The 14,633-nt window shown below is 35.7% G+C and carries 16 protein-coding genes and 1 tRNA gene; 7 read left to right on the top strand and 10 right to left on the bottom strand.

All coding sequences use genetic code 11. The annotated features are described in order from the left end of the window. Window positions 1–4 precede the first annotated feature (4 nt). A complete protein-coding gene (locus I5776_RS06290; RefSeq protein WP_246483940.1) occupies window positions 5–1,231 on the bottom strand; it encodes an MFS transporter in 1,227 nt (408 codons plus the stop codon). A 434-nt stretch (window positions 1,232–1,665) separates the two neighbouring features. Here I5776_RS06290 and I5776_RS06285 point away from each other — a divergent pair, with 434 nt between their 5' ends. After that, on the top strand, window positions 1,666–2,337 hold the full coding sequence (locus I5776_RS06285; RefSeq protein WP_202779544.1) for a transcriptional regulator: 672 nt from the start codon (window positions 1,666–1,668) through the stop codon (window positions 2,335–2,337). 270 nt (window positions 2,338–2,607) lie between these two features. Here I5776_RS06285 and I5776_RS06280 read toward each other — a convergent pair. Then, window positions 2,608–2,680, bottom strand: a tRNA-Ala gene (locus tag I5776_RS06280). Between the two features lie 117 nt (window positions 2,681–2,797). Between I5776_RS06280 and I5776_RS06275 the strand changes: the two genes are divergently transcribed. After that, the gene (locus tag I5776_RS06275; protein ID WP_202779542.1) at window positions 2,798–3,790 is read left to right on the top strand and encodes a potassium channel family protein; all 993 of its coding nucleotides are present in this window, start codon (window positions 2,798–2,800) and stop codon (window positions 3,788–3,790) included. A gap of 5 nt (window positions 3,791–3,795) precedes the next feature. Here I5776_RS06275 and I5776_RS06270 read toward each other — a convergent pair whose 3' ends face one another. Both I5776_RS06270 and I5776_RS06265 read right to left on the bottom strand, forming a co-directional pair. Beyond that, window positions 3,796–4,200, bottom strand: a complete 405-nt coding sequence (locus I5776_RS06270; RefSeq protein WP_202779541.1) for a YugN-like family protein — start codon at window positions 4,198–4,200, stop codon at window positions 3,796–3,798. A 292-nt stretch (window positions 4,201–4,492) separates the two neighbouring features. Continuing rightward, window positions 4,493–5,842 carry a glucose-6-phosphate isomerase gene (locus tag I5776_RS06265; RefSeq protein WP_202779540.1) on the bottom strand — a complete coding sequence of 450 codons (1,350 nt, stop codon included), beginning with the start codon at window positions 5,840–5,842 and terminating at the stop codon, window positions 4,493–4,495. A gap of 159 nt (window positions 5,843–6,001) precedes the next feature. Between I5776_RS06265 and I5776_RS06260 the strand changes: the two genes are divergently transcribed. After that, the gene (locus I5776_RS06260; protein WP_202779539.1) at window positions 6,002–6,235 is read left to right on the top strand and encodes a DUF378 domain-containing protein; all 234 of its coding nucleotides are present in this window, start codon (window positions 6,002–6,004) and stop codon (window positions 6,233–6,235) included. 54 nt (window positions 6,236–6,289) lie between these two features. On the opposite strand, the gene I5776_RS06255 is transcribed toward I5776_RS06260, so the two are convergent. Both I5776_RS06255 and I5776_RS06250 read right to left on the bottom strand, forming a co-directional pair. Then, window positions 6,290–7,531, bottom strand: coding sequence for a Glu/Leu/Phe/Val family dehydrogenase (locus I5776_RS06255; protein WP_202779537.1), 1,242 nt, complete (start codon window positions 7,529–7,531; stop codon window positions 6,290–6,292). Window positions 7,532–7,588: 57 nt separating this feature from the next. Further along, window positions 7,589–8,782 carry an ornithine--oxo-acid transaminase gene (locus I5776_RS06250; protein ID WP_202779536.1) on the bottom strand — a complete coding sequence of 398 codons (1,194 nt, stop codon included), beginning with the start codon at window positions 8,780–8,782 and terminating at the stop codon, window positions 7,589–7,591. A 253-nt stretch (window positions 8,783–9,035) separates the two neighbouring features. On the opposite strand from I5776_RS06250, the gene I5776_RS06245 reads away from it, so the two are divergent. Then, window positions 9,036–10,334 (top strand): AAA-type ATPase lid domain-containing protein, encoded by a 1,299-nt coding sequence (locus tag I5776_RS06245; RefSeq protein ID WP_202779534.1) that lies wholly within the window; start codon window positions 9,036–9,038, stop codon window positions 10,332–10,334. A 35-nt stretch (window positions 10,335–10,369) separates the two neighbouring features. On the opposite strand, the gene yugI is transcribed toward I5776_RS06245, so the two are convergent. After that, window positions 10,370–10,747, bottom strand: coding sequence for a S1 domain-containing post-transcriptional regulator GSP13 (yugI, locus tag I5776_RS06240; RefSeq protein ID WP_202779532.1), 378 nt, complete (start codon window positions 10,745–10,747; stop codon window positions 10,370–10,372). Window positions 10,748–10,940: 193 nt separating this feature from the next. On the opposite strand from yugI, the gene I5776_RS06235 reads away from it, so the two are divergent. Both I5776_RS06235 and I5776_RS06230 read left to right on the top strand, forming a co-directional pair. Continuing rightward, on the top strand, window positions 10,941–11,144 hold the full coding sequence (locus tag I5776_RS06235; protein WP_202779531.1) for a helix-turn-helix domain-containing protein: 204 nt from the start codon (window positions 10,941–10,943) through the stop codon (window positions 11,142–11,144). A 181-nt stretch (window positions 11,145–11,325) separates the two neighbouring features. Then, window positions 11,326–12,165, top strand: a complete 840-nt coding sequence (locus I5776_RS06230; RefSeq protein ID WP_202779530.1) for an alpha/beta fold hydrolase — start codon at window positions 11,326–11,328, stop codon at window positions 12,163–12,165. Between the two features lie 21 nt (window positions 12,166–12,186). On the opposite strand, the gene I5776_RS06225 is transcribed toward I5776_RS06230, so the two are convergent. From I5776_RS06225 to I5776_RS06215, 3 genes are all read right to left on the bottom strand, one after another. Next, window positions 12,187–12,696 carry a superoxide dismutase family protein gene (locus I5776_RS06225; protein WP_202779529.1) on the bottom strand — a complete coding sequence of 170 codons (510 nt, stop codon included), beginning with the start codon at window positions 12,694–12,696 and terminating at the stop codon, window positions 12,187–12,189. A 293-nt stretch (window positions 12,697–12,989) separates the two neighbouring features. Further along, window positions 12,990–13,193: a hypothetical protein gene (locus tag I5776_RS06220; RefSeq protein WP_202779528.1), complete on the bottom strand. Its 204-nt coding sequence runs from the start codon at window positions 13,191–13,193 to the stop codon at window positions 12,990–12,992. Window positions 13,194–13,312: 119 nt separating this feature from the next. Beyond that, complete coding sequence (locus I5776_RS06215; RefSeq protein ID WP_202779527.1) at window positions 13,313–13,906, bottom strand: peptidylprolyl isomerase; 594 nt, start codon at window positions 13,904–13,906, stop codon at window positions 13,313–13,315. 160 nt (window positions 13,907–14,066) lie between these two features. On the opposite strand from I5776_RS06215, the gene kapB reads away from it, so the two are divergent. Beyond that, entirely contained in the window at window positions 14,067–14,462 is a 396-nt protein-coding gene (gene kapB / locus I5776_RS06210) for a kinase-associated lipoprotein KapB (protein WP_202779526.1), read from the top strand. The last annotated feature ends 171 nt before the right edge of the window (window positions 14,463–14,633 follow it).

Genomic DNA, 14,633 nt, shown 5'->3' with positions numbered 1-14,633 from the left:
CCTTTTATGCATTTACCCTGCTATTACTTGAACTTTTCTCTTTTCGCAGTATGACTGAATATAAAATGATTGAAATGACTACTGAAATAGCAGCTGTTTTGTAAATACTTCCGTATCCAAATAAATGCCCAATTTGTCCAAAGGCCATTGCTCCAACACCAACCCCAAGGTCAAAAAATGAAAAGAAAGTAGCGTTCGCCATTCCCTTCCTATTCTTTGGTGCTTTCTCAATGGACCATGCTTGCAAAGCTGGTTGAACCGATCCAAAACCGAATCCATAAAGAAATGCTGCAACAAACAGAATGGAGCTATTTGGTAGCCATGCTAATAAAATCATCGCTAGAATAATTAACAAGGCACCTGGAATAAATACTGCTTGATGTCCCCTTTTATCATATAATTTACCCGCAAAAGTTCTGGTCAACATCAATGCTAACGCATAAATAAGGAAATACCATTGAATTCCCGCAATTCCCTTTTGCGCCGTATACAACGGTAAGAATGAAGCAATTCCTCCAAAAGTAACGGTGATAAAGAATAATAGTAAGGATGGAGAAAGAGCCGTTTTTTCATAAAAATCCCATTTAACTGTTACCGGAGCCGACTCAGACTTCTCTACCTTTTTGTATCGAATTTTAGAAGATAATAATAATGCTGCAATTCCTAATCCTGCACAAATAAAAAACAATTGCTTAAATGTAAGAACTCCTGCTAACGCAAGACCGAGTGATGGTCCAAAAGCCAATGCTAAGTTTCCTGATAAACCATAATATCCCATACCTTCTCCACGTCTTGTAGGTGGAATGAGATCTGTAGCTATTGTTCCGGATGCTGTCGTTGAAAACCCCCATCCAACCCCTTGAATAATTCGTAGAGCAAATAAAAACATAATGCTCATGGCAAATCCAAATGAGCCGACTGACAGTACAAATATTATCAAACCAAATAAGTAGACAAAACGTCTGCCTTTTGATTCAAGCGCATGGCCAGCAAATGGTCGAAGAAGCAATGCTGAAAAAGTAAAGATACCCACTACAAAACCAATGAGTTGATCATTTCCACCTAAATGTTCAACAAACAATGGGATTGTCGGTAATGTCATTTGGAAACCTAAAAAAATAAAAAAATTGGCTAAACAAATTAATATAAAGTCCCTTGTCCATATTTTTTCAGTACTTTTCATTAATTGAAGGCCGTCTGTATTCGAATTCAGTTTATATTCCCCCTTCATTTTTAATCTCATCACTCATTGTACAAAAAAACATTTCGGTTTGCTAATTAAATTTATTAGAAAAATGAATTTAAACGGACACTGGTTCCGCTATTTCTAATTAAATCTTTATTTCATACCTTTAGAGGACACACAATCCGTTATTTTATGAAAATCATTTAAAACAACCGTTATTTTTGACTTTAACGGAACGGGAGTCCGATCAATCTCTAATATTACCCCTTTTGTCACAGATAACGGAACCTCTGTCCAATTGGAGAATTACTCACCTGCAAAAAATTGCAGATTCATTCGTTTCAAGCTAAAATAAAATGAAATAGTCAGTCATTTAATGTGCCGCTTCGATACTATTACAATATGCTTAGGCATTAAGTATTTGTAAAGAAGTGGCATTTTTATATGGCTAACTAAAATAAGGATAAGGGGGTGTATTGTTGTCACAGTTTGAAGATAAGTTTACAAAATGGCACCAAGATAATATTTCAAATGAGAAAAACCATAGAAGACGCGAAATTCTTCAAAAAGGGTTGGGTCATGGGACCATCGAATTTCTTCGCTCGGTATGGTTCCCTGCTGTAGGAAATTTTGATCACTTGTATCCTGAATGGGAGGTACGAGATTTCAATAACGGGTATCGCTATCTCGATCTTGCCTACATGCCTGGGGAAGCTAAAGGAGGTATCGAAATTCAAGGATATGGTCCTCACGCCAGAGATCTTGATGTAAGAAGATTTAAGGATTTATGTTGGAGGCATTCATTATTGGCACTCGATGGATGGACATTCCTACCTATTGCTTATTTATCCATAAGGGATGAACCAAAAAGATGTCAGCAACTTATTTTATCTTTCATTGGGAAATTCATCTCAACAGATGTACCATCCCAATTATCTTGGCTTGAGGCAGAGGCTGTGCGTTTTGCACGTCGCATGTTGCGACCGGTCACTCCCATTGAGTTTGCAAATCATCTTAGAATAAGTGATCGACATACTAGACGGATTTTGTATAAACTAGTTGATTTACAAATACTTGCTATTGCAGGCGGTAAACAACGTGCACGAAGTTATAAACTCGTTTTCTCCCCTCAGAAATTACCACAATATTGATTTTCCAACCTCAATTGTATTTTAAAGGACATAGGGTCCGTTATTTCTATGAAATGCCTTATTTTCGTATTGTTAGAGGACACATAATCCGTTATTCGACGAAAATCATAAAAAAACATGACTATTTGCCGTAATAACGGAACGAGTGTCCGGCAAACCTCTAGTACTACCTCTTTTGTCACAGATAACGGAACCTCTGTCCAACTTTAGGTTAACATTCACCTCCGAAAACAAAAAAACACTACCCATAGTCGGTTAGTGTTTTTCAAATGGAGCATAGGGGGCTCGAACCCCTGACCTCGACGCTGCCAGCGTAGCGCTCTCCCAGCTGAGCTAATGCCCCTTCTCTATTTTTTATTATATTCAATTTAATAAAACCTTACAAGAGAATTTTATCCTTATAAGTTATAGTTTTGTATGCATTAGGAGATAATGGTGGGTGTTTAAAGGAGCTGATAAAATGTTTCAGCAATTTTATTATCGATTTCTTCGTTGGCCGGTTATTTTAAGGATATTATTATTAGCGATAACAGTCATTATTATTTTTGGGGCAGCCATGCATTTTATTGAACCGAAATCATTTCCGTCTATTTTCGTCGGTATTTGGTGGGCTGTTATTACAACAGCAACGGTTGGATACGGAGATGTTTACCCGGTAACGGTTAAAGGAAGGCTTCTTGGTATCCTTCTTGTATTTATCGGCGCGGGCGTAGTATCTGCTTATTTCGCATCACTTGCTGCAACGACCGTAAGATTACAAAATTCTTATATAAAAGGGAAAACGATGTTTACTGGAAAAAACCATATTATTATTATCGGCTGGAATGGCCGTTCAAAAAGTGTTATTGAACAATTATTGCAAACTAATTTTCCACAACCAATTGTTTTGATTGATGATACACTTGAACAAAATCCATTTTTAACCCGCCAAGTTCACTTTGTAAGAGGAAAACCGTATATTGATGAAGTTTTGAAAAAGGCGAATATCGCTTATGCCGATTTTGTATTAATTACATCTGATCAACATAAAACCGAAATACATGCCGACATGGGAACAATTTTAACATTACTTGCTGTTAAAGGAATAAATGTAGATGTGTATTGTGTTGTCGAAATTTTAACGGCAGAAAACTTTATGAATGCGAAACGGGGCGGAGCGAACGAAGTTGTTCAGACTAATATGCAAACTTCATACATTATGATGAACAGTGTCCTCTCCCGCGGGATGTCGAACACCATACTTTCTATGATGGATCATTTAAACGATAATCATTTGAAATATATTTCAATTAAACCGGAATGGGTAGGTCTTTCCTTTCAAGCTTTGAGTACCATTTTACAAGACGACCGAAAATTACTCATTGGATTGAAAACAGGGGAAGATACGATGATTAACCCTCCCCTGTATCGTAAAATTACAAATGATGATGAGCTTTTGGTTATTTCTAAATAGTCAAATTAAGAAAAAAGAATATGTTCTAATTCACGGACTAATTCTTTTCCATAGTCGATATATTTTTTAGGGATATTCCCATCTTCATCTTTCGGCTCAGCAAATTGATCAAATGCTGCTGCGGCATAACCTACACCCGCTTCGTCATCAACATCATTTTGATATACATGATTCAAAACAAATGGGGTCCCGAGTTGAACGACTACACCTCTTGTATCAAGCTGACCATCGACTGGAGTGAATGGAACCCTTAAAAATTGATAGCCATCATCATTCGCCATTTTTATATCAAAATAGCCTTGATCATAGTCCCAACCACCACCAATGGAATAACCGTTTGGTTTTAATAGTTGCTCGAGCTTATACAATTGAAATTGCTTTCCTTCAATTTTTGAGGGAATCTTATACATGTATGATCGCACTCCTTTTTTCTTAGTTTCTCTCATGGAGTACAATCATATTCTTTAATAAAAAAATCCCCAAATGGGGATTTTTTAAAAGGTAAGAAAGTATAAATTTATAGGATTAATATTTCTAATAAATAACTGCTTTATCTAGCTCCAGCGCCTATCGACTAGAAAACTTCAGGACTTCTCCCTACGATAAGTCAACATAGATTCGCCTTACATCACCCGCGTTTCCTTTATCTCAGTCAAAGTCCTTCCAGTTTTTACGTCGATGAGCAAGTCGCTTGCGCTCTTCTTATTTTAATCTATTTTCTAATTCTGCCTTTTTCGCTTCGTAACCAGGCTTTCCTAGAAGTGCAAACATATTTACCTTATATGCCTCAACCCCTGGTTGATCGAATGGGTTCACACCGAGAAGATATCCACTTATTGCACAAGCTTTTTCAAAGAAATATACTAAGTATCCAAATGTGTAGGCATTCATTTCTGGAATTTCTACAATTAAATTAGGAACATTTCCATCTGTATGTGCTAATAGAGTTCCTTCAAATGCTTTATTATTTACGAAATCAACAGTTTTTCCCGCAAGATAATTAAGACCGTCTAAATCATGTTCTTCTTCTTCAATCACTAACTCATGTCTAGCTTTAGCCACTTTAATAACTGTTTCGAATAAATCACGACGTCCCTCTTGGATGTATTGTCCTAATGAATGCAAATCAGTCGAGAAATTAGCAGAGGAAGGAAAAATCCCTTTTTGATCCTTTCCTTCACTTTCTCCAAATAATTGCTTCCACCATTCAGAAAAATACTGTAAGCCTGGTTCATAATTAATCAGCATTTCAATGGTTTTACCTTTATTATAAAGAACATTACGAACTGCAGCATATTGGTAAGAAATATTTTCTTTCAAATTCTCATTATTAAAATCAATTCTCGCTTGTGCTGCTCCATCCATCATTTCATGAATATTCACACCACTTACTGCGATTGGGAGCAAGCCAACAGCAGTTAATACGGAGTAACGTCCGCCAACATCATCAGGAATAACAAATGTTTCATAGCCTTCCTCATTTGCCAATGTTTTTAATGCACCTTTCGCTTTATCTGTCGTAGCATAAATACGATGTTTCGCAGCTTCCTCACCGTATTTCTGCTTCAATAGCTTACTAAAAATACGGAATGCAATAGCTGGTTCTGTTGTCGTACCTGATTTTGATATTACATTAATTGAAAAATCTTTTCCTTCTAACAGATCGATTACATCAGTCATATACGATGAGCTAATATTGTTTCCTACAAATAAAATTTGCGGTGTTTTTCGTTTTTCATTTGTTTGCGAATTATAAAAACTATGATTTAACATTTCAATAGCTGCCCGTGCTCCTAAATAGGAACCGCCAATTCCTATAACTAATAGGACATCAGAGTCATTTTTAATTTTTTCAGAGGCATTAAGTATTCGTTGAAATTCTTCTTTATCATATTCTACAGGTAGATCAATCCAACCTAAAAAGTCATTTCCCGCACCAGTTTTATTATGTAAAGATTGGTGTGCTGCCTTTACTGCAGATTCCAAATATGTAAGTTCGTGCTCGCCAAAAAAGGATAACGCTTTTGAATAATCAAATTGAATATGTGTCATAGAGATTCCTCCAATAAAAGATTTACAACTACTTTATCCACTTTATCGAATGACCTTCATTTTTTCAAGAAACTAAGCTTTTACTCTACGTTCTAATGATGACCAAATGAATAAATATTATGTATACGATTCACACTAAAACGAGAAAGGAGGAATTGGATGAGTGCCATTCAACGTATTGCACTTGTACTAACAATTATCGGAGCGATTAATTGGGGTCTCATCGGATTTTTTCACTTTAATTTAGTTGCTTCTATTTTTGGAAATACGACTACATTGACTCGTATTATTTATGGGCTAGTTGGAATTGCCGGGTTAATAAATTTAGGGATTTTGTTTAAACCAAATGAAGAGTTTGAACGTTCCCCAGAAACTAGAACGAATAGGCAATAAAGAATAAAAAAGAACAGGTACATGTATACCTGTTCTTTTTACATATAACTACTGTTAAATCCATCCTCTAAACTTAGATGCTTCAGCAGCATTTCTTAATCCAACCATATACGCAGCTAAACGCATGTTAAGTTTACGCGTTTCCGCAGTTGTATACACATTATTAAAGGCTTCTACAAGTTTTTTCCGTAGCTTTTCATTTACTTCATCTTCCGTCCAGTAATACCCTTGATTATTTTGAACCCATTCAAAATAAGAAACCGTTACACCACCGGAACTCGCAAGAACATCTGGTACGAGTAGAATTCCTCTTTCAGTTAAGATTTTCGTAGCTTCAACTGTTGTAGGACCATTTGCTGCTTCTACAACGATCGAAGCTCTAATATTACTAGCATTTTCCGAAGTAATTTGATTGGAAATCGCAGCAGGGACTAAAATATCACAATCTAGTTCCAAAAGTTCCTTATTCGTTATCGTATTTTCAAATAGTGTCGTTACTGTACCAAAACTATCACGACGATCGAGTAAATAATCGATATCTAAACCGTTAGGATCGTGCAGGGCGCCGTAAGCATCAGAAATCCCGATAACCTTAGCACCTTCATCATGAAGAAACTTCGCTAAGAAGCTTCCGGCATTCCCGAATCCTTGAATAACAACACGTGCACCTTTTAAATCAAACCCTTTTTTCTTGGCTGCCTCTTCGATGCAGATGGTCACTCCTTGTGCTGTCGCTTTATCACGTCCTTCTGACCCACCGAGTACAATAGGTTTCCCAGTAATAAAACCTGGAGAATCATTTTCACGTAAACTACTATACTCATCCATCATCCATGCCATAATTTGTGAGTTCGTATAAACATCAGGAGCAGGAATATCTTTTGTTGGACCGACGATTTGGCTGATCGCTCGAACATATCCACGGCTTAATCGTTCAATTTCTCCCATTGACATCGTTCTTGGATCGCAAACAATTCCGCCTTTTCCTCCGCCATATGGGAGATCAACAATTCCACATTTAATTGTCATCCACATAGATAATGCCTTTACCTCATCCTCATTTACCTCGGGATGGAAGCGAACGCCCCCTTTTGTTGGTCCAACAGCATCATTATGTTGAGAACGGTATCCTGTAAAAACTTTGATCGTTCCATCATCCATTCTAATTGGCATTCGGACAGTCAAAATTCGTAATGGCTCTTTTAACAGTTCATACATCTCATTATTAAATCCTAATTTTGAAAGGGCTTCCTGAATGACATCCTGAGTAGATGTGAATAAATTTAGATTTTCCATTGATATTCTCCTCTTTACTGTATGATCGTGTGAAAGACTATTAACTTCTATGTCCTATTAAGAGAGAACTTTTTTAATACGTGAAATGGCCCAATCAAGTTCTTCCTTTGTAATTACTAGTGGAGGTGCGAAGCGAATCACATTCTCATGAGTTTCTTTACATAAAAGTCCCTCTAATTTTAATGCCTCACAATATTTTCTGGCGGGTTCTCCTAAGACAACACCAATAAATAAGCCTTTGCCGCGAACTTCTTTTATAATTGGGTTCTGAATTTCTTTTAATTGGCCCATAAAGTATTCTCCAAGTTCCAACGACTTTTCACTTAATTTTTCATCGATTAAGACATCTAAAGCTGCAATGGAAACGGCACAGGCCATTGGATTTCCTCCGAATGTAGAGCCATGTGATCCCGGGTTAAATACTCCTAAAATATCTTTGTTAGCAACGACACATGAAATTGGGAAAACTCCGCCTCCTAGTGCTTTTCCAAGAATGTAAATATCGGGGGTAATTTCTTCCCAATCACACGCAAACATTTTCCCAGAACGAGCTAAGCCCGATTGAATTTCATCTGCAATAAATAGTACATTATTTTCTTTACACAATTGATAAGCAGCTTTTAAGAAACCTTCCGGTGGGATAACGATTCCCGCCTCCCCTTGAATCGGCTCAATTATAAACGCCGCTGTATTTGGGGTAATAACCGCTTTTAAAGCTTCTAAATCACCATATGGCACAAGTTTGATTCCCGGTAACATCGGACCAAATCCACGTTTATATTCCTCTTCGGAAGATAGGGATACTGCCGTCATTGTTCTCCCATGAAAATTCCCTTCGCATCCAATGATCTCAGCTTGATTCTCGGCTACACCCTTTACATCATATGCCCATCGTCTTGCTGCTTTAATTGCTGTTTCGACTGCCTCCGCACCTGTATTCATCGGCAAAGCCATTTCCTTATTAGTTAATTTACACACCATTTCAAACCACGGACCAAGCTGGTCATTATGAAATGCCCGTGAAGTCAAGGTGACACGATCTGCTTGTTGTTTAAGCGCTTCAATAATTTTCGGGTGACGATGTCCCTGATTCACAGCAGAGTACGCACTTAACATATCCATATACTTATTACCCTCTGGATCTTTTACCCAAACTCCTTCAGCTTCAGATATAACAACTGGTAGTGGATGATAATTATGAGCACCATAATTTTCTGTTTGTTCGATAATTTTTTCTGATTTTGTTACCATAAAATTTCCCCCATTCTATTATATAGAGCCTTTCCAAAAAGAAGGACCTTATTAAAATGAAATCAAAAGATTTAATTACAACATTCAAAAGCTTTTAGTAAAATTTTTAGTATCATAATTTATATTTCTAACACCTATAGTGCAAAAATTATTTGCTCTAGAAAACCCTTACATATATAATAATGCAAAAAGACATTGCATTTTTCAAGTGTTTTTTCTTGTTCTTTTGAATTTTTTTAAGGGGTGTCCTATCATGCAACTTAAAAATGAAATAGCTATTTATAAAACCATTCTCGACCTCATTGATGTAGGGGTACATGTCATTGATGAGAATGGAAAAACGATTTTGTACAATAAAAAAATGATTGAAATTGAAGGAACGGATATTGAAGATATATTAGATAAAAATATATTAGATGTATTTCAGTTTTATCAAGGTGAAGATAGCACTTTATTAAAAGTTTTACATACGAAAAAGCCTATTCTTAACATTCAACAAATGTATTTTAACAATAAAGGTCAAGAAATAAAAACAGTGAACAATACATTTCCTATTTTCAATGAAAATACAATAGTTGGCGCCGTGGAAATTGTTCGAGATGTAACCAAATTAGAAAGAATGATGAACAAAAATACACTAAGGGAAACATCTTCTGCACATACTCATACCTTTGAAAATTTGTCTGATCTTTTCCCACAAAAGGTGATTGAAACAGGCAAACAAATGGCGAGTAATTCGTCAACGATATTAATCATCGGCGAATCCGGCACTGGTCAACAAATCCTTTCAGAGTGTATTCATCATGAGATTTACCAAGCGGAAAAACCGATTATTTTTCAAAATTGTTCATCCCTGCCTGAATCAACGATTGAGCAAGTACTAATTGATTCAATGAAACTTTTAGAAAATGAAAAAGGCGGAACCTTAGTAATTGAGGATATTTATTACCTTCCGTCAACTAGTCAGTTGCATTTTCTCAATATGATTACTGCTGAGCGTCCATATAAAATTATTTGCACACTTGGGAAAGATCCGATTGATTTAATAGGAAGTGGAAAATTAAATAAGACATTATATTATCATCTAAGTGAACTTACAATTTTTATACCGCCAATACGCGATCGTATTGATACCCTTCCTTCAATTATTGCATTCTTTTTAAATAAATATAATGAGCGCTTTCAACTAAATGTAAAAAAAGTATCAGATGAGTGTCTCGAAAGTTTTTCAGATTATAATTGGCCTGGCAATATAAAGGAATTTGAACATGTCATTAAAAGCTCAATGAAGATGCTTGATAATGAAGATTTGCTGCAGTATCATCATTTACCAACTTATTTTAGACATCGAATATCACACGAACACCAATTTCTAATTCAAAAGAATCCAATCAAACCATTCGATGAATACATCCAAGAAGCGGAAAAATATTATATCCAAAAAGGCCTGCAGTACCATGGATTTAACATTACAAAAACCGCTCAGGCACTTCATATGAGCCGTCAAAATTTACAATATCGCATACGCAAGTATGGAATTGAAAAACCATAAAAAAAATCCGCTCGACATGAGCGGATTCTTTTTTATTATTTTTTGATTAAGTCTGATTGTGCAATCCATTCTTGCAATTTGTCTTTTAGAGTATTAAATCCCTCTGTTGGCTCTTCAGGAATAACACTTGCTTGACGACGACGAGGTTGTTTTTTCTCTTGTTTTGGTGCTTCTTCAGTGGCACGAATGGACAAGCTAATCTTGCCATTTTCTTCATCCACAGAAAGCACTTTTACTTTTACTTCGTCACCAATTTTTAAATGATCATTAATATCTTTAACATAACCGTGTTTAATTTCCGAAATATGAACTAATCCTTGAGTTTCCTCATCAAGTGCAATAAATGCACCGTATGGTTGAATACCTGCTACCTTACCAGTTAACACATTTCCAATTTCGTATTTTGTCGTCATCGAAACACTCCCATTTATCTAATTTTTTCTCCTATATATACGCAATATAAAATTATACCACAGTCAATATTGATAATCAAAAATAAGCATAACGTAAAATGCTCACAAAATATTCAAGAAGCAGATTTAAGCCTAAAAACTATTATGTGATACAATAAAAGAAAAGAATTCTGATTATTGGAGGGGTATTCACGTGACTTCATTTGCACAAAATCTAAAATTTTATCGTGAACAACATAATCTAACGCAAGAAGAATTAGCATTAAAGGCAAGATTGGGAACGAAAACGATTGAAAAATACGAATCTGGGGAGCAAGTACCTAATACACAAACTATATTAAAATTATCAACAGTTTTAGATGTTCCAGCTTCTGTGTTCACTCAATCCAAAGAATAATTTTTTATTATATTTGATTAAAAAGTATTAAAATTGGTTATCCTATAATTACAAGGCTTTCTGTATAGTACTGTTACTATTGGCAATACTATACACTAGTATTCCCCCTTTTTATTTTTATTTTGACGAGATATAATGCTCGTCCTTTTTTTTGTCATTTTCTCTTTTTGGAGTGAATTTCGTGTCTATTACTGTTTCAACGCTTACAAAAAATATTAAAGGTATCGATCTATATTTGGAAATACATCAAAATAAAGATGCAAAAGAAACCTTCGTGTTATTACATGGCTTTCTCTCATCATCATTTAGTTTTAGAAGATTGATTCCTTATTTAACTGAAAAATTTAACGTGATTGCCATCGACTTACCTCCCTTTGGGCAAAGTGGAAAACATTCTCACTATCAGTATTCATATTATAATCTGGCCGCAACGGTTATTTCCTTAATCGATCATCTTGAATACCGTAGCGTGTATCTTATTGGCCATTCGATGGGCGGTCAAATCGCTTTGAATATGATGCTCCAAAAGCCAAGTTTAGTGAAAAAAGGGATTCTTCTTTGCAGTTCCGGCTATTTAGGAGCAGCTACGCAATCATTAAGATTACTAAGCTACTTCCCGTTTTTTCATTATTTTGTTAAACGTTACTTAGAAAAGTCAGGCGTTAAGAAAAATGTCGAAAATGTTGTCCATAATAAAATGATTATTGACGATGACATGTTAAAAGGTTACGAGCAGCCATTTTTAAATAATGAAATATTCCGTGGTCTCTCAAGAATGGTGAGAGACCGAGAAGGCGATTTAACATCCGATAGATTAAAGGCGATCACAACTCCCTGTCTATTAATTTGGGGAGAATTTGATCGAGTCGTTCCTCTTCACATTGGAAAACGGTTAGCAAAGGAAATACCCAATGCAAAACTTGTCGTTTTAAAGGAAGCTGGGCATCTAATCCCAGAGGAAAAAGCAGAGGAAGTTTACCAAAACATATATCAATATATAAATGAAAAACCGGTAAATTAATAAATTCCCGGTTTTTTACTTTTATTTTTTTATTACCCCGCACGCAATCCGATTACCCGCATCACCAGCAGGTTGGGTCATTCCATCGTCTTTGGTTTCATGGATGACAATGGAAGTTCCGTCTTTTGTAAACAACGAATTTTTTCCGCTGTTCATACTAACTTGTGGTGCGAGAATGTCTAATTTTGCTTTTCCATCGTCTTTTACGATTAAGTTAGGCAGATCACCTGCATGGGATCCTTTTGGATTTAATAGACCGTGGTCCTTTTTTTCTGGATTAAAGTGGTTACCGGCGGATGTGAAATTGGGAGCTTTACAACTTCCCTTTTCGTGAAAATGGATTGCATGCTCACCCGGCGGTAGACCAGTAAGATTGATCTTCAACATGACACCCTTCGCTTGCTCTTGTAAATTTATTTTCCCAAGACTGTCACCTGCAGCATTTTTTATATCAACATCTGTATCTTTAGGATTCCCTTGTGTACACCCGCTCAATAAAATAGTTGTAAATAGAATAGCAGCCCATTTCATTATGTATTCCTCCAAAATTTGTTATTCATTCACAATTCTAGCCAGAACAAAGCCTGTTTATTCGTAACAATTAAGGATGTTTTCTCACAGAATGTTGCTATCAATATGAATTTAATCAAAACGCAGAGTGGATTGGAGCGGAAGGCACTTGACTCCTGCGGGATCAGCTGGACAGATGAGACCCCGCAGGAGCGCTCATCGCCAGCCCCGCGGAAAGCAAGTGCCTGTAGCGGAAAGGAACGGTCTATTAGCTAAAAGTAAAAGCCAATCCTTTAGTTGAATTGGCTCATCCATTATTTTAGTGTATCTTTAACTTTTTCTTCAAATTCCTTCGCTTTCTTTAGTTGTTTTTTATTTACTCTAAGAATAAACATAAACGTTAATATGCATAGAACCATAAAGATAGAAAACGAGATAAATGCGGGAATATATTCTCTTTTATCTTCTGGAAAATAAAGAAACAAATTTAGTATGAAAATATTTAAAGAGTTTAACATGTGAAACTCCCTTTCTTATAAAACTTCTACTACTAGTATACCAATATTCATAAGCTAAAACCAATTGCTTAATTTGACAAAATTATTACAGAAAAGCTGCCCAATTGGACAGCTTCACATTATTTCAATACATTTATTTTTTCAATAACAACATCAAATTGAACTGGACGGTCTTGCATATCCGTTTTTACTTCAGCAATTTTATCTACAATATCCATACCTTCAATTACATGACCAAATACTGTGTGGCGGAAATCTAAATGTGGAGTTCCCCCGTTTTCCATATATGCATTAATCACTTCTTCTGGGTATCCCGCTCTTTCCATTTGGCCTTTCATTCTTGGATCAACTGCCACACTTTGTACGATAAAGAATTGACTGCCGTTTGTGTTTGGACCAGCATTTGCCATTGATAGTGCACCACGGAAATTAAATAATTGTTGAGAAAATTCATCTTCAAATGGAGCTCCGTAAATACTTTCTCCACCTGTACCGTTACCTTGCGGGTCGCCGCCTTGAATCATAAATCCGTTAATAATGCGGTGGAAAGTAACGCCTTCATAGTAACCATCTTGACTGTGCTTTACAAAGTTTTCAACTGTTTTAGGTGCTAGTTCTGGGAATAATTTAATTTTAATGTTCCCCATATTGGTTTGCATTTCAATTACCTTTTCGTTTTCTAATACTTCATTAGTAAGCTGTGGATATGTCATTTAATATACTCCTTTATGTATGATTTAAAATTTATTTATGATAATACATATCTTCCTTCACCTACTTTACTAAATTCACATCCCTTGATGCAACTTTCATCTTCTTTTCTTTTCATTTTGTTTATTGTCCATCATAATAGTCATAAGGAGGTAGATGATTATGGAATTAGAACAAATAGTAACCTTTTTTAATAAAACAGGAAAATACATAGGTGAAATTACAGGCATATATCCTGATCATTATGTTGTCAGAACGCTGGCTGTTTTAAAACACCCAATGCAAGGGGATTTGCATCATCCGAAAGAAACAGACGTTGCCTTTTTTCACGAAAGAAAAGCTTTAGCATACAGAGAACAATCGAATATCCCATTAAAAATGGTCAAACCTTATGATGGAGATGTCCCTAAATATAATGATTCTTTAAAACAATCTGTCGAGAAAATGATAAACGACCTTACCGCTGAAGAAACTGATTTTAACGCAAAAAGTATAGAGAGCTTAAGAAGCATCCAGCGAGAATACGAATTGATGTACACTATTACATGGAATAACTAACGTGTGGAGATGATGACGAATCATCTCTTTTTTTATTTTTTTATTGCCCGTCCCCTTCCCATTAACACAACAGTTAAAGCGGTTTCAAAAAAATAAAAGGGCTTTTTCATAGTTGAAATTTTAGAAAATATCAATATAATATTTAGGTAAACTAAATATTAGAAAAACGAA

Origin of the sequence: Heyndrickxia vini, assembly GCF_016772275.1 — a bacterium.
In the GTDB taxonomy this organism is placed as follows: Bacteria; Bacillota; Bacilli; order Bacillales; family Bacillaceae_C; genus Heyndrickxia; species Heyndrickxia vini.
The sequence above is the reverse complement of the archived record's forward strand: the minus strand, read 5'-3'. Positions and strand labels throughout refer to the sequence as shown.